We start from the raw sequence: 16,237 nt of genomic DNA, 5'->3' as shown, positions 1-16,237 counted from the left end.
AAAATACATTATCGCTGGGGCGGGTGATCGCTCATGGCGTAAAAGCTTTCTTAGTTCTCCGAGCGGCTTTCCAAGTTACCTTCCATCTCTAAGAACGTTGAACGCAGAGTTTCCAAAGCCTCTGGGGATGGATTTTCCCACAGCTTACGTTCTGCCGCCTCCAATAGCCGTTCGGAAATATCGCGCAATGCCCAAGGATTAGATTGCTCGAAGAACTGGCGGTTGACGTCGTCCTTGACGTAGGTTTCCGTCAGTGTTTCGTACATCCAGTCCTCCATGAGCCCTGTTGTGGCGTCATATCCGAAGAGATAGTCCACCGTGGCAGACATCTCGAATGCACCTTTATAGCCGTGGTTGCGCATCGCTTCGATCCACCGCGGGTTCACGACACGGGCCCGGAACACGCGGCGGGATTCTTCGTGCAGGGTCCGGGTTTTGACTGTTTCCTGACGGGTGGAATCGCCGATGTAGGCTTCGGGGTCGTTACCGGTGAGCGCACGAACCGTTGCGACCATGCCGCCGTGGAACTGGAAGTAGTCGTCGGAATCCGCAATGTCGTGCTCTTTGGAGTCGACGTTTTTCGCTGCCACCTGGATTCGCTTATACGCGGTGCGCATATCATCTGCTGCTTCGACACCGTTGAGGTCCCGTCCGTACGCATAGCCGCCCCAAGTTGTGTAAACCTCGGCAAGGTCTTTATCGTCGCGCCAGTTGCCAGATTCGATCAATTGCAACAAGCCCGCACCGTAGGTACCTGGTTTAGATCCGAAGATTCGGCGCACGTGGGCTTTGGGGTTTTCTTGCTTATCGACGCGGGCATGTGCAGCCACATAGTTCATGTCGTCCGGCTCATCGAGGCTGGCGACGAGTTGGACGGCGTCGTCAAGCAGTGCGAGAACGTGCGGGAAAGCATCGCGGAAGAACCCAGAAATTCGGACAGTGGTATCAATACGTGGTCGCCGAAGTTCTTCCAACGAAATAACTTCAAGGTCAATAACGCGCCGCGAAGCCTCGTCCCACACCGGCCGCACACCGAGTAGCGCAAAGACTTCTGCGATGTCATCGCCTGAGGTGCGCATGGCGGAGGTTCCCCACACGGAAAGACCCACGGACTTCGGATAATCGCCGTGCTCCTCACGGTAGCGGGTGATGAGAGATTCGGCGAGCAGCTGACCCGTTTCCCACGCAAGACGCGATGGCAGGGACTTTGGGTCGACTGAGTAGAAATTTCTGCCGGTGGGTAATACATTGACCAGTCCGCGCATCGGGGAGCCAGACGGACCTGCTTCAATGAAACGGCCCGATAAAGCCCGTAGGATTTGGTCGATTTCCCGGGAAGTTTCCGCCAACCGCGGAATGATTTCGCCACAAGCAAATGAAAGAAGCTTGATCAGCTCATCTTTATTCGTGTTCGCCGGTAAGTAGTCGGCTGCCGCGACAATTTCGGAAACAGTTCCGGCGTCCCAGTCGCAGTTTTCCAGGCTGGTTAACAGCTGTTGGGCGATTCCTTCCACCTCGTCAACACGGTTGCGAGTTTCATCGCCGGATTCCGAAAGCCCTAAGGTCTCCCTGAGGCCAGGAACTGCGGTTTCGCCGCCCCAGAGCTGGCGGGCCCGCAACATTGCCAAGACGAGCTCCACCCGGACGTCACCACTGACGGTTTCGCCTAGGATATGGAGGCCGCCTCGGATGGCAACATCTTTGATCTCGCATAGCCAGCCGTCGATTTCCATCATTTTGTCATCGAAGGCATCTTCATCGGGGCGCTCGGCCCAACCGAGATCCCGATCCATTTTCGCGGCCTGAAGCAGCGTCCAAATTTCTTGACGAATAGCAGGCAGCTTCGCTGGATCCATCGCGGAAATCGTGGCGTGCTCGTCAAGAAGTTGTTCCAGACGCGTGATATCTCCATAGGATTCGGCACGCGCCATTGGGGGAATCATGTGGTCGATAAGTGTCGCGTGGGCGCGTCGCTTCGCCTGAGTGCCCTCACCTGGGTCGTTCACCAGAAACGGGTAGATTAGGGGTAACTCATTGATGGCTTGGTCCGGGTAACACTCGGCGGATAGCCCGGCGTTTTTGCCCGGCAGCCATTCCATATTTCCGTGTTTGCCCATGTGGACGATCGCGTCCGCTCCGAAAACCTCTCTGAGCCAGAAATACGTGCCCAGGTAGTGGTGGTTCGCGGGCAAATCGGGATCGTGATAGATACCGACTGGGTTTTCACCGAAACCACGTGGCGGTTGCACCATGACCACAACATTGCCGAAGCTAAGTCCCGCAATATAAAGCTCGTTGGTCTCTGGGTTCACGTAATGGGTCCCTGGTGCCCCGCCCCAGTGTTCTTCCATTTCAGCTTGCATTTCTTCCGGCAATGATTCGAAGAAACGCTGATATGTTGCAGCTGGTAGTTTGAGGGGGTTGTTGGAAAGAACCTCTTCAGTTAGCCAGTCAGGGTCGTGACCACCAGCGGCGATGATCGCGTGCATGAGAGCATCGCCATCAAGCTCGCCCTCAACGCTGAACCCGGGGATCTGATCAATGTCGCCAAGGTCGTAGCCTGCGTTATGCAGAGCGCGCAGAACCCGCAGAGTCGATAACGGGGTGTCCAAACCAACCGCGTTACCGATGCGAGCGTGTTTCGTCGGATATGCAGAAAGCATAAGGACAATCTTTTTCTCGGCTGGCGAAATATGCCGCAGCCGAGCGTGCCGGTAGGCGATTCCCGCTAAGCGTTGGCAGCGGTCGTGGTCGGGCACGTAGCAAATGAGGCCGTCGGCGTCGTATTCCTTAAACGAAAACGGTACGGTGATAAGCCGACCATCGAATTCCGGAACCGCGATTTGGGAAGCGACATCGATTGGGCTGAGCCCCTCGTCTGATTCTTCCCATTCCTTCCGAGAATTGGTTAGAGCCAAGCCTTGAATGATCGGGATATCCAACGCCGCCAATTGCGCGACGTCCCAGGCTTCATCATCCCCACCAGCTTGGGCGGTGGCCGGTTTAGAGCCACCGGCTGCCAACACAGTTGTGATCAATACGTCGCAGGTGGCAATTTCGGCCAGCAATTCTGGCGGAGCCTGCCGCAACGACGCTGCGAAAATAGGCACAGCGGTGGCGCCTCGTTCTACGATTGCATCGGCGAGGGCGTGGATATAGTGGGTATTTCCGGCTAAGTGCTGCGCGCGGTAGTAAATGATACCAATGCGTGGCGCATCCGGAGCTACCTGCCACGAAGGATCCTCGCCCTCACGGTGCAGATGACCCCAGATGGGCATATGCGCTGGTTCATTAAAGCCCAGTCCGGTGAGAAGCAGCGTGTCGGACAGGAAGTTGTGGAGATTAACAAGATTGTCTTTGCCACCCTCAGCAAGGTAGGTATGGGCGGTGGTTACCACACCGGCTGGCGGGGTAGACAGTTCGGTTAATTCTGCGTCCACAGCCAATTCGCCGGATACCACGACGACCTGTTTCCCGGAGGCCACAAGCGCCTCTATCCCCCATTCCCATGCGCGTTTTCCACCGAGAAGGCGAACGACAAAGATATCTGTCGTAGCTATAAGTTCGTTGAGCGAATCGTTATTAAGGAAATTTGGATTCGCGTATTGGTAGTGTACATCTGCCGATTCCCCTGCTTTTTGGGCCGAAAGCAGATCGGTGTCTGAGGTGGACAGCAAAGTAATCATTGATGTTGGTTCCTTTCCAAGCCTAAAGTGACGCGCCTTAGTGCAAGGGCCAAGACAAGTGTGCACACCCACGATGCGGAAAAATTCGCATCAGGTGTTGAATTTTAAAGCGGTTGCATTATATGCAGTGGTCTGACTGTGACAGTGGCGCGACCGCCCGGAATTACACCGGATTCACTGCGAACAATGCAATAGACTTACCTTAGCCCATAGGCATGGGAAGTGAAGCGTTTCCTACCCCAATCTCTCGGGGCGGATTGCTAAAGCCACGTGAGCCCACGGCAAAAGGCAAAGTTGACGCGTTCCGCTCTTGGTTGTAGCTTTTCGACGTTTGATGTCTGCTCCGACACATTCTTTTTCACCAGTTCGGTAGTTACTGGCTCACCGATTAGGATGAGATCCTATGACCATCCTTAATGAAAACGCTGATGTCAGTGTTTTGATTACTTCGCCAGATCGTTCCCGAAGCGACATGTGTCCAGGTGCGATCAAACTCCATAACGCACAAGATGGTGCGATCGGTCGTGTTCGGTTTCCCGGTGGGAAAATTCTCGCGGAACAATGGCAAGACATTGCCCGAATTTCAACCGATATCGGCGATGGAACAATCCACATCACCACCCGCGGCAATCTTCAGTTCCGGGGTGTTAGCAATGATGCAGAATTTTTGGCTGCGGTTGAGGACGCTGGGTTTCTCCCCTCCCGCCCCCATGACAAAATCCGAAACATCCTAGCCTCCCCGCTGGACAAAGACCTATGGCCGCTGGTTGAAGCGCTCGATACCGCACTCCTATCAAATGGCACCGTCACCGGATTATCTGGGCGCACACTATTTGGTATTGATGGTGGTTCCGGCGACGTGCTGAGTAGGCGTCCGGATTTTGGTGTTCGTCGCTGTGACCGTGGATTTCAATTAATACTTGCCGGCCAGCTGCAGCCCTATGTCATCACGGCAGAAGAGCAGGTCGCACCTTTGCTCACGGCGGCTGCAGAAGCGTGGCAAAACACTAGAGGGGAACATTGGCGGTTGCGTGAGAACCCAACCGCAATCGCATCGATCCTTGCAGTTTTAGCAGACTCGCCGGTCGTCGAAAAGCACGACGCTGTGGATTCCCGACCTACACAAGCTTTTAATTTTCGTCCCATCGGGTGGCTCGAAAACGAAGCCCCAAACTCACACACCGTATCGTTGGGAGCTGGTCTGAGGTTCGGGTTTTTGTCGGCAAAAGTCGCCCAGATTCTAGCGGCCATCGGTGCCACCACCACCATCACCCCGTGGGCATCTCTAGTTATTCACGACATACCTGAACACGACGCCGACGCAGTGCTTCGCGTACTAGCCCCAATGGGCCTGATATTCGACGAACGTTCACCCTGGTTGCGAATAACAGCCTGCACCGGGCTTCCCGGCTGCAATAAGTCGCTGTCACATACTCAACAAGATGCAGCTAACCTGGCGCAATCAGACACGATTCCGGCAGGCCTTATCCACTTTTCCGGCTGCGAACGACGCTGCGGACACCCGCTATCATCACACACTGAATACCTCGCCACTGGTGACGGCGAATACGAGGTTACATCACGATGAATTCATTCGAATCCGAATTCCCGTTTTCCTACATCACCGATGGCAATGAAATCTACCGGCAATCATTCGCCATGATCCGTGCCGAATCGGATCTCGCTCGCTTTGACGACCAGCAGGCACAAGTTGCGGTGCGAATGATCCATGCCGCGGGCCAAACGGACCTAGCAAGCGACATCGAATTTTCACCACAGCTAGTCCCCGCAGCCCGGGCGGCATTTGACGCAGGTAAACCAATTCTCACCGATGTCCACATGGTTCATTCCGGAATTACCCGCGCCCGGCTGCCACAGAATAATGAAGCATTATGTTTTCTTAGGGATCCACGTACCCCAGATCTAGCGGCACAATTAAATACCACCCGCACCGCAGCCGCAGTCGAATTATGGCAACCCTATTTGAACGGCGCAATCGTCGCCATCGGCAACGCGCCGACAGCGTTGTTCCACCTGCTTAATTGGCTGCACGAAGACCCATCACGCCCTCGACCAGCCGCGATTCTTGGCATTCCGGTCGGGTTTATCGGCGCAGCTGAATCAAAATTGGCTTTAGCAAACGTAGCAGAATCCCTGGGAACTGAATTCCTCACCGTCCACGGGCGACGCGGTGGCTCAGCGATCACCTGCGCCGCACTCAATGCGTTAGCCACCCGCCAGGAAATCCTCGAAACCACATAATTCATTCACAGCTACCAGGTAGTTCCCCACTTAACACTTATGCATACACCTGAATCTCTCCCCCAGTCGCAAACCGTAACCAAACCAACTGGAAAACTCATAGGCGTTGGCGTGGGGCCCGGTGACCCCGAATTACTCACGCTCAAAGCCGTCGCCGCCATCGACCAAGCCGATGTCATAGCGTTCCATGCACGCAAAGGCGGCGATTCGACGGCTCGAAAAATCGCGCAAACGCACATCCGGGCTGATCATCTCATCGAATTACTGGAATACCCCGTAACCACCGGAATTACCGACCATCCAGGCGGCTATGTCGGCGCCATGGCCGAGTTTTATGCCACCGCTGCAAACCGCCTAAGCGTACACCTTAAGGCTGGAAAAACCGTTGCGGTACTAGCCCTAGGTGACCCGATGCTCTACAGCTCCTACCAGCACTTGCATCGCATGTTGGCCGAAGACTTCCCCGCTGAAATAATTCCCGGCATACCCTCTATTACCGCAGCCGCTGATGTATTAGGCATACCCTTATGCGAAGACGAAGAAATACTGACTGTCCTGCCCGGCACCCTAGACGAAGCAACGCTAACCGAAAAGCTACGTGACACAGACTGCGCAGTAGTGATGAAACTCGGACGGACGTTTTCCAAAGTAAAACAGGCAATGACAACCGCAGGCGTCGCCGATCGAGCATTCGTTGTCACCCGAGTCGGTATGGAAGGCCAAAACCATACTCCGCTTCTAGAGGCCGACCCAGCCGAAATCCCGTATTTCGCTGTCGCAGTCGTACCGTCAAATAAGCAATCACCTGAATCAACGCGCACCGAAGATCCGGCAGCCATCGGAGAAGTCGTCGTAGTCGGACTGGGGCCCGGTGCACCACGATGGACCACCCCAGAAGTACAGGCAGAGCTCAAAAAAGCAACAGACATTGTCGGCTACTCGACATACATTAATCGGGTACCGGAACGCGCCGGGCAGCGCCGTCACCTCTCCGATAACAAGGTGGAAGCAGAACGCGCCGCGATGGCCCTAGACATGGCGAAAGCTGGACGACGGGTCGCCGTTGTTTCCTCCGGTGACCCCGGCGTTTTCGCAATGGCTGCGGCGGTATTAGAGACCGCAGATGATGATCTATGGCGCGATATTCCTATCCGGGTGATCCCAGGAATGACTGCCGCGCAAGCTGTTGCTTCCTGCGTCGGTGCACCGTTGGGTCACGATTTTGGCATGATTTCGCTATCAGATCGGCTAAAACCGTTTGATGTCGTCGAAAAGCGAATCCGTGCTCTTGCTGGCGCTGACATGGCTTTTGCTGTTTATAACCCAGCCTCTCAAGAACGCAGATGGCAAGTATCCCGAATGCGGGATATTGTGGCCGAGTATCAATCCCCTACTACGCCGGTTATCGTGGCACGTGCGGTGGGAAGTGAGCAACAAGAAGTCACGATCACAACCATCGCAGACTTCGATCCAACGGTCGTCGACATGCGCACGATGGTGATCATCGGGGCTTCAACCACCAAGGTGTATGAAACCACTCGGGGGGAGAAACGAGTTTTTACCTCCCGCCGATATGACTAATGAAACTAAGATGTATTAGTCTCAGTTCAATAACAAATCACATCCAATTAATTGAGGAAGGCCTCTGTTTTGTCTCGCATGACTATCAAACGCGCTCTTGCCACCCTGACCACAACCGCTGTCTTGGCAAGTGGCATCGGAATGAATAACATCGCAGCTGCTGAAGAGTCCAGCTCGCAGGGTTCCTCCGAAACCACCAATTCCGCTGATATCAACCTCACCGCGAATAACAACTCCTCAAATAATTCTTCTAATTCGAAGAACTCCTCCGAAAGCTCTTCAAAGTCGAAGATTTCTTCAGACATGAAAGACCGTGCTTCGAAGGTCAAAGTCAGCGAAGGTAGCTCCAAAGCAGAACGGTGGTTTGACGGGCAGAGCGCAACTGTTCAAGCCATCTTGATCGCGGTCAGCATCCTCAGCGTAATCGGCGTCCTGCTTGGTCCACTGCGTGTGGCGATCTTCAACTTCTTCAAGATCTAACCAGTTCTACATTCACTAACACCCAATCGAGCGATCATTGCCGATACTTACGGCGGTAGCTTTCGATTGGGTGTTGTTTTTCGTAGGACGGCTTCAAAGCCGAATATGATTGCATCATTGGTGCAATGCAGAGATTACTTCTTCCGGGCTATAAACGATAGTGGCGACAGTGGGCAGCGCGGGTCGCTGCACCATAATCACCGGAATGCCCAACTCCCGGGCCGCGATCAGCTTAGCTTCGGTCATGGAGCCGCCAGAATTTTTGGTTACCACACAATCGATTTGGTTTCCTCGCATCAATTTTTTCTCATCGGCAACAGTAAATGGGCCCCGCGACTGGATCAACCGATGGCGAGGCGGCAACGGAACGTGAGGTGGTTCAACAGTACGAATGACGTACAAATTATGCGGGTCTTCAGCAAACGGTGCGAGCTGTTGCCGGCCGATGGTTAAGAAAATGTGGTGAAAGTCCCGGGCTGCAACTTTTGCTGCCTCCGCCATTGAGGCAACTGGAATCCACTTATCCCGTGCCTGTGGCTTCCATTCCGGGCGGTGCAACGCCAATAACGGGATTCCGGTAGCGCGCGCCGCCTCTGCAGCCGATAGTGAGATGCGCTCAGCGAACGGATGGGTCGCATCAATGACGACCTCAATCCCGTTGTCGATTAACCAGGTTGTAAGTCCCGCGGGACCACCAAAGCCACCGATTCGAACCTCACCTACCGGTAATCGTGGGTTGTCGACTCGCCCTGCCAACGAGCTGGTGACATGCCAGCCGCGCATAACCAATTGTTTAGCTACTTCCCTGCCCTCGGCGGTACCGCCCAGAATTAATGCGCGCATGGAATGGTTCTTCCCTCGTCATCTCGTGGCCGATCATCTGAATACAAGAACGAATCTGGGAATCCATCCGCTGCCAAAACATCACCGACGATAATGACAGCGGTACGGGTAATGCCCTGATCCTGGACTTTTTGCGCAATATCGCGCAGGGTTCCTCGAACAATGACTTGTTCCGGGCGCGAGGCAAACGCCACAACAGCCACTGGAGATTCTGCGCCGTAATTCGGCACGAGTTCGGAAACCACCCGAACTATGTCGTGCGCCGCCAAATGAATGCATAGCGTTGCCCTACTTGCCCCTAGCGTCGCAAGATCCTCCCCCGCTGGCATCGCTGACGCCCGACCGGAAACCCGGGTAAGGATAACAGTCTGGCCCACAGTTGGGACGGTCAATTCGTGACCAAGCGCCGCGGCTGCTGCCGAAAAAGAAGCCACACCTGGGACAATCTCATAATCAATACCTAATTCGGTGAGTCTTCGGGCTTGTTCAGCGACAGCCGAATAGATAGCCGGATCGCCTGAATGCAGACGAGCCACATCCATTCCGGCGTGGTGGGCCCGACTGATTGTTTCAGTAATCGCATCCAGCGGCATCCGGGCGGTATTTATCAATTCCGCTTCCGGCGGGACATTGGCTAAAACTTCCTCCGGGACTATAGAGCCAGCGTACAAGCACATTCCACAGCTACGGATTAATCGATCGGCGCGCAGCGTCAGTAGATCCGGGGCGCCAGGGCCAGCGCCGATAAAGTAGACGGTCATTCGTTAAATTCTTCCAGATAGTCAGAGTCGGTTTTGGTTACGACCCACTGCGTCACGGGCAAGGCAGGTTTGAACGTGCTGAAACCACCGACGGAGTGCTCTTTGGCTATATCAAATCGAGCCAGCGTGCCGCCGTGTCGGCCTTTTAACTTCCACAGCATCTGTTCGGATTCAATGGTTACCGCATTCGCAACAAGCCTGCCACCTGGTTTGAGTCGGTCCCATGCGCCAGAAAAAACGCCAGGGGTGGTGATGCCGCCGCCAATGAACACGACATCGGGATTATCCGGGACGGATGTGTAGTTAGTTGGGGCCTCCCCTTGGACGGCGAGTCTATGCGCTACGCCTAGGGTGCGGGCATTTTTTAAAATCCGACCCCGGCGAATTTCGTCGATCTCGAAACACACCGCACGAGTGGTGTTGGTGGCGCGCAGACATTCAATGGCGACGCTACCTGCTCCGCCGCCGATATCCCACAGAACGTCGCCCTCGGAAGGTGCAAGCGCAGAAACGGTCAACGCCCGAATATGCGATTTGGTCAATTGGCCATCGTTTTCGAATTTGGAGTCAGGCAGCCCCGGAGTTCGGGGGTTGCCGCTTTTCGACGGCACAACAGCGATGACATTCAGCGCGCTGACGACAGACGGCGGATGAAACGCACAACCAACAGAATGGGCCTCATCCGCTGAACCTAGATCACTGAGAACTTCAACCTGGGCGTCACCCTGATGCATATCAACCAGTAGTTGACACACTTCACCTGGTGTTTTTTCGTCTCGCCCTAGGATTAGAAATGGTCGGCCAGATTCGATTGGCAGCACCAGCGACTCCACAACCTGGGTAACGAGTGAATACACTGGCGTCCGGTCCACCGCCCACCCTAGACGAGCGCACGCCAGCGACGCCGAAGACACGTGAGAGTACACGGTTATACGCATGTCCGGGAATTTACGTCGCAACGTAGAGCCAATTCCGTGAAACATCGGGTCACCGCTAGCAAGGACAGCTACCCTCTTGCCACGCAATTCGGCAAAAATGCCAGGCAAAGCCGGAATCATCGGAGACGGCCAGGGACGCCGATCGCCAGAAATATCGTCCGCGAGTAAATTCAACTGTCGCCATGACCCGAGCACCACATCCGCTTCGTACAAGGCTTTTGTCGCAGCAGCGCCTAATTCACTCATGCCAATTGCGGGCAATCCAATAACCGATACCGTTGTCTCCAGGGCTCGTGCGTCTCCAGCATCGCTAGGAATACTTTGCGGAAGTCGGGCTTTTGCTTCGGTCATAGCACTTTAGTGTAGTCGGTAATTTACCGAGGCATACGACGCCAGACTGGGCGTGGCACTAACTTCATAATCCACGCCAGTATCCGCAACCTACCTGGAATCCAGATAGTCATACCGCCACCATTTTGTGGAGGTTCAACGAGTATCTTGGCCACCGAATCTGCCACCTGATCTGCGGTAACAGACATCGGCGCAGGCGTCATGCCCCGGGTCATCGTCCCAATGACGAACCCAGGTCGGGCGATGACGATGCGGGCATTAGTGCCGTGCAATCGATCGGCGAGACCTTGGCAAAACGCATCCAGCCCAGCTTTTGTCGATCCATAGACGTAATTTGCTCGCCGTGCCCGCCACCCAGCAATGGAAGAAAACACGGTTATCGTAGCCACTGGGCCGGTTCCCGATTGCTTGAGAAGTATGTCACTGGCAACACTCACGCTCACCAATTGTGCGGTGTAATCGACGGTTGCGATTTCAGCGGCATGCTGCCAATTCGTCTCTGCCTGCCTTTGGTCGCCTAAGATGCCAAAACACACGATCACGTGATTAATATGAAACTTTTCCGCCACTGATGCGATGATAACCTCATGACTCGGCAGATCTGCAGCATCGAAAAATACCGATTCAACCGAAACTGCCCCCGCTGCCATCAGCGCAGCGGTGAGCTCAGCTTCAACATCATGAGGTCGACGACTCGCCAACACGACGTGGTGTCCGGAAGCTATTCGAAGCACCAATTTCGCGCCAATGTCGCTGGTTGCTCCCAACACAATGATCGCAGGTGGCATCGAAACGTTCTCTTGTGATACTGGTGGTTTCATCGCAATTCCCGGGGCTGGTTATTGAGCAGTTCGCAGCCAGTGTCGGTAACGACGACAATATCCTCGATACGTGCGCCGAATTTTCCAGGCAAATAAATGCCCGGTTCGACGGAAAACGCCATGCCCGGTTCTAAAACCAAATCGTTTCCTGCCATGATAAATGGCTCTTCGTGCGTCGATAAGCCAATGCCGTGTCCGGTGCGATGAATAAAAAACTCGCCATAGCCTGCCGCGGAGATAATATCGCGTGCGACGTTGTCGATGTCAGCCGCCGTAACATTGGGGCGAATCGCTGCAACGGCGGCCTGTTGGGCGTCGAAAAGCACACTGTACATGGCAGACATTTCTGGCGTGATCTCCCCATCACGACCACCGACGATGTAGGTGCGAGTGCAATCGGAATGATATCCAGGACCGAAAGTGCCACCGATATCAACTACCACCATATCGCCTGCTTCGAGGTGACGATCCGAGAAGTCATGATGCGGATTCGCGCCGTTTTCCATGCTGCCAACAATGACAAAGTCAACTGCAGAATGGTCCCGCAGAATGAGCCTCTCAAGTTCTTGCGCGACTTCCCGCTCAGTCTTGCCGGGCTGCAACAGCGCAGGCACCTGGGAATGGACCGCATCGATTGCGGCACCAGCGCGGCGAAGCGCATCAATCTCCTCATCGTCTTTGCGGGTGAATAACTCCGCCAGCACGTCTGTTGCCAGAACCGTCGCTACTTGCGGACCCAATAACCGCTGAATAGTCAGTAAATGATCTGCTGTAATACTTGCGCCAATCCCGACCTTTTGGTGTTGTCCCCCAGTCAATTGCAATGCTTCCACGGCGATTGCATGCGGGTCCTCGCCATCGACCCAGCCGATGACCGTTACATCCATTTCGTCAAGTACCGAACGGCTGATATCTCCTCGATCGACCGCCGGAGCGATAACAAACACTCGACCAACCGCCGGGATGAGTACAGCTGTGAAGCGTTCATAGGTATCGATCCACGAACCTGTTAAATAAGCAAACTGCGGCCCAGTTCCGACAATAAGACCTGCGATATTATGCTCAACGCACAGCTGCTGCGCTTTCATAAGCCGACGCGAATATACTTCGGGAGAAAAGGAAGAAACCATAACAGACATCTTAAACCTAGATTTCACCTCGTAGATTTCGATTAAAATCAACCCCATTATGCCTTACGGATTAGTGAAGCTACGTTCAGGTCATGGATTCTGCTCCGGGGTGCGGATTGCCCCTAATTTTGTCTTAAGCGCAAAACATTTCCTGCGGCACGCGCTGCCGCGGGATATTCAGATCTCCGCGCCATGCGACACTGGCCATTCGGCATGCGAGATTGCCGGATGGATCGGAATCCCGCACACAGATATTGCAGTTGTGAAAGCCCCGCTTGCAGGCACTCCGGGCTTTGCCGACGTCGCGGTGGTGCCGCTTAGCTCAAGGAGTCTGAGGCTGGCTGATCGCGTGATCAGCGTTGGGCTGGGCAGCGGTACCCCAGATATAAAACCAGGTCGAGTACTAGGAATCCTTCCCTTCGCCCTCGGAAAGAACATACACACACGGGTACGCCATGCCGCACTTCTTGCTCAGCGACATCCAGCAATCCGCGGCGATTCCGGCGGACCGATTCTTATCGACGGCGCGGTTTACGCATTACAATCGATGATTCTTGAACCATTCGGCCGAAATATTGGTTGCGCTACCGTTGCCCAGGTAGCGCCGGTAGCGCAGAAAATCCATTCCGCTATGAACCAATTGCAACGACGCCACGCCTAATCGCGGTTATCGCCTGGCGCGCCGCATACGCGGTGTCCTCGTTATATGCGGTGTCGCGTACCTGTTCCAGCAAATCAATTACCTGCCGAGCCTGGCGGACAAAATCGCCCGGCGTCAATTCAGCACCTGATTCCGCAGCGGCAGCCATGCAATAACCAAGCGGCGCACCGGCCGTCCACTGATGGATAGCCAATGCAAAACCGCCTTCGGGGTATCTGGTAATCGGTAGCCGGTGCCGACGTTCATCGAAACTTAACTCATCCCAGATTCGTACCGTGGCATTCATGGCGTCAACCATCGGGTCGGTTGCCCCTTCCGGTTCACCACGAGTTTCACGCCGGTTTTCGAAAGTGCACATGCTGACAACTCCGGCGAGTTCCGCTGGATCCAAGCCATCCCAAATTCTGCGTTTCAGACACTGGGCGACCAATAGGTCGCTTTCATTGTGAATCAACGCCAGCCGCTCACCCTCATCTGTGATCTGGGGATTACCGTCTACAAATTCGACGTAATCTAATTCGGCTAGCAATTCGAGAATGCGATCGAATTGCTTGCCCAACGTGTCAGTAGCGGCGCTGACGCGTTGTTTCAGCCTTGCGACTTCTTCGCGAGCTCGGATTAATTGCTCACCAACCCGCGCGAGATCCTCGGTTTCCGGCCAATAATGAGCCGGATGATCACGCAGTGCCGCCCGCAATGCGTTGATCTCTTTCGTCGGCCGATTCCTGGGCTTTTCCCTCAGCTTCTTCGGGCGGCGGTAGTGAGTTTTCGCAAAAAGACTCACCACCCGACCGCTGTTTCGATGGGGTTGTGCGACGACGCTGCGGGGTAGTTTCATATTCCCGATGACCATCGGCGGTACGGCAAAAGCTTGAGTATCAACGCGCCCGCACCAACCACTTTCCATCACGATCAACGGCCGGGGATCGCGCGCGTCGCTTGCGGGTTGGACGACCACCGCTAATACTGGTTGACGTTTAGTCGGCATGGCAATGACATCGCCAAGCTGCAGCTTTTTTAGGATCGTCGTTACCTCTTTTTCACGTTCTTCAATGGCAAAGCGTTTCGCACGCCGCTCCTCGGTGCTTAAATCTCGTCGAAGCTGCATGTATTCGGCAAATTCTTCAAGCGGATTTTCGCTTGGGATACTCCGGTTGGCCAACTCCCCGACAAGTTGTTGCTCTGTCGCCTGAACATGGCGTTCTGCTTTTTCAATTTCCCGAACTTCGTCAACGACGCTGCCATCGGCTTGGAACTGCGCGAAAGATTTTTCCAACAGGCGGTGTGCTGGCTCAAAACCTATGGTTTTGAGCAGATTCACGCTCATGTTATAGCCAGGGGTGAACGTGGAAATCAGCGGATACGTGCGCGTGGACGCAAGCCCTGCTACGCGCACTGGATCCATGGCTGGGGACCACTGCACCACAGCATTGCCGATAACATCGATGCCGCGTCGGCCAGCCCTGCCGGTTAATTGCGTGTATTGACCTGGCGTAAGCTCAACGTGCCCTTCCCCGTCATACTTCACCAATTTCTCTAAAACCACGGTCCGGGCTGGCATATTGATGCCGAGGGCGAGAGTTTCCGTGGCAAAAACCGCACGTAACAGCCCATTAACGAAGAGCTTTTCGACGACATGGCGAAATGCAGGCAACATGCCAGCGTGATGCGCAGCGAACCCCCGCATCAACGCCGCGCGCCACTGACGAAAACCCAATACTTTCAAGTCTTCATCGGGAATACCCGCTACTCCTTCGTCGATGATCCGCGAAATCTCTTTAGATTCTTCCTCGGTGGTCAACACCAGTCGGGATCGTAGGCACTGCGCAACGGCGGCATCGCAGCCGGTGCGGGAAAAAATAAATGTAATAGCTGGCAGCATCTCTTGACCCGCCAAGATGTCGAGAACTTCGGGGCGCCCGAGTGGCCGGTATTTATCCTGTGGGCGTGGTTTACCGTAGCGGGACTCTCCCCTGGCGCGAGACCGAAATCCTTTACCAGCAATAAAGTCGGCGCGTCCACGTTCTAGGTTGTCATGGTCGATTTTCTCAATGCGAGCAACCAGTTCCTGATTGACTTCACCGGTAGTACCAGGTTCGAACAAACTGTACATTCGTCTGCCAACCAGCATCCACTGGTCTAGCGGTACGGGGCGGTGTTCGGAGACGATCACTTCGGTGTCCCCTCGCACTGTTCCTAACCACTGACCAAACTCTTCCGAATTGCTTACCGTGGCGGAAAGCCCAATGATGTTTACTGAATCATCAAGCCCAAGAATCACTTCTTCCCATACCCCACCGCGGCTTTTATCAGAAAGGAAGTGAATCTCATCCATCACCACATGGCTGAGCCGATCGAGGGTGGGTGATTGTGCATAAATCATGTTCCGTAGAACTTCAGTGGTCATGACTATAACGTCGGCGTTATGGTTTATCGACACATCACCGGTTAATAAACCCACCGTATCTTCGCCATGTTTCGCCACGAGATCGTGGTATTTTTGGTTGCTCAAAGCCTTGATGGGGGTTGTATAGAAACATTTTGTCCCCCGGGACAGGGCGAGACTAACGGCAAATTCGCCAACGATGGTCTTACCGGCACCTGTAGGGGCGCATACTAAAACCCCTCGATCGTGTTCAACTGCGGTGCATCCTGCCAATTGAAAATCGTCGAGGGGGAATTTTAGTGTGGAGACGAACTCATCAAGGTGCATGCCTTAAGGC

The 16,237-nt window shown here is 54.5% G+C and carries 12 protein-coding genes; 5 read left to right on the top strand and 7 right to left on the bottom strand.

Going from position 1 to position 16,237, the window contains the following annotated elements:
• Nucleotides 1-50: 50 nt before the first annotated feature.
• Nucleotides 51-3,686 carry a cobaltochelatase subunit CobN gene (gene cobN / locus Q4D85_RS05655; RefSeq protein WP_303198837.1) on the bottom strand — a complete coding sequence of 1,212 codons (3,636 nt, stop codon included), beginning with the start codon at nt 3,684-3,686 and terminating at the stop codon, nt 51-53.
• Between the two features lie 403 nt (nt 3,687-4,089).
• Here cobN and Q4D85_RS05650 point away from each other — a divergent pair, with 403 nt between their 5' ends.
• From Q4D85_RS05650 to Q4D85_RS05635, 4 genes are all read left to right on the top strand, one after another.
• A complete protein-coding gene (locus Q4D85_RS05650; RefSeq protein ID WP_303198836.1) occupies nt 4,090-5,274 on the top strand; it encodes a precorrin-3B synthase in 1,185 nt (394 codons plus the stop codon).
• Nucleotides 5,271-5,948 (top strand): precorrin-8X methylmutase, encoded by a 678-nt coding sequence (locus Q4D85_RS05645; protein ID WP_303198834.1) that lies wholly within the window; start codon nt 5,271-5,273, stop codon nt 5,946-5,948. The genes Q4D85_RS05650 and Q4D85_RS05645 overlap by 4 nt, the downstream gene beginning before the upstream one ends.
• Before the next feature lie 39 nt (nt 5,949-5,987).
• On the top strand, nt 5,988-7,529 hold the full coding sequence (gene cobJ, locus Q4D85_RS05640) for a precorrin-3B C(17)-methyltransferase (RefSeq protein WP_303198832.1): 1,542 nt from the start codon (nt 5,988-5,990) through the stop codon (nt 7,527-7,529).
• Nucleotides 7,530-7,607: 78 nt separating this feature from the next.
• Nucleotides 7,608-8,009, top strand: coding sequence for a hypothetical protein (locus Q4D85_RS05635; RefSeq protein ID WP_303198831.1), 402 nt, complete (start codon nt 7,608-7,610; stop codon nt 8,007-8,009).
• A gap of 114 nt (nt 8,010-8,123) precedes the next feature.
• Here the strand turns inward: Q4D85_RS05635 and Q4D85_RS05630 are convergent, their stop codons facing one another.
• The 5 genes from Q4D85_RS05630 to Q4D85_RS05610 are packed head-to-tail and all read right to left on the bottom strand — an operon-like array spanning nt 8,124 to nt 12,853.
• Nucleotides 8,124-8,852 (bottom strand): cobalt-precorrin-6A reductase, encoded by a 729-nt coding sequence (locus Q4D85_RS05630; protein ID WP_303198830.1) that lies wholly within the window; start codon nt 8,850-8,852, stop codon nt 8,124-8,126.
• Nucleotides 8,840-9,613 carry a precorrin-4 C(11)-methyltransferase gene (cobM, locus tag Q4D85_RS05625; protein ID WP_303198828.1) on the bottom strand — a complete coding sequence of 258 codons (774 nt, stop codon included), beginning with the start codon at nt 9,611-9,613 and terminating at the stop codon, nt 8,840-8,842. Before cobM ends, Q4D85_RS05630 begins: the two co-directional genes overlap by 13 nt.
• Nucleotides 9,610-10,902 (bottom strand): precorrin-6y C5,15-methyltransferase (decarboxylating) subunit CbiE, encoded by a 1,293-nt coding sequence (cbiE, locus tag Q4D85_RS05620; RefSeq protein ID WP_303198827.1) that lies wholly within the window; start codon nt 10,900-10,902, stop codon nt 9,610-9,612. Before cbiE ends, cobM begins: the two co-directional genes overlap by 4 nt.
• A gap of 23 nt (nt 10,903-10,925) precedes the next feature.
• Nucleotides 10,926-11,690 (bottom strand): SDR family NAD(P)-dependent oxidoreductase, encoded by a 765-nt coding sequence (locus Q4D85_RS05615; RefSeq protein ID WP_303198826.1) that lies wholly within the window; start codon nt 11,688-11,690, stop codon nt 10,926-10,928.
• Between the two features lie 29 nt (nt 11,691-11,719).
• Nucleotides 11,720-12,853, bottom strand: coding sequence for a Xaa-Pro peptidase family protein (locus Q4D85_RS05610; protein WP_303198909.1), 1,134 nt, complete (start codon nt 12,851-12,853; stop codon nt 11,720-11,722).
• A 73-nt stretch (nt 12,854-12,926) separates the two neighbouring features.
• Here Q4D85_RS05610 and Q4D85_RS05605 point away from each other — a divergent pair, with 73 nt between their 5' ends.
• Nucleotides 12,927-13,514 carry a serine protease gene (locus Q4D85_RS05605; RefSeq protein WP_303198824.1) on the top strand — a complete coding sequence of 196 codons (588 nt, stop codon included), beginning with the start codon at nt 12,927-12,929 and terminating at the stop codon, nt 13,512-13,514.
• Here Q4D85_RS05605 and Q4D85_RS05600 read toward each other — a convergent pair.
• The gene (locus Q4D85_RS05600) at nt 13,483-16,227 is read right to left on the bottom strand and encodes an RNA helicase (RefSeq protein ID WP_303198822.1); all 2,745 of its coding nucleotides are present in this window, start codon (nt 16,225-16,227) and stop codon (nt 13,483-13,485) included. The two genes, Q4D85_RS05605 and Q4D85_RS05600, sit on opposite strands and share 32 nt — an antisense overlap.
• Between the last annotated feature and the right edge of the window lie 10 nt (nt 16,228-16,237).

Source organism: Corynebacterium sp. (assembly GCF_030532965.1).
In the GTDB taxonomy this organism is placed as follows: domain Bacteria; phylum Actinomycetota; class Actinomycetes; order Mycobacteriales; family Mycobacteriaceae; genus Corynebacterium.
Note: the sequence above shows the minus strand (reverse complement) of the source record. Positions and strands in the feature narration are given on the sequence as shown.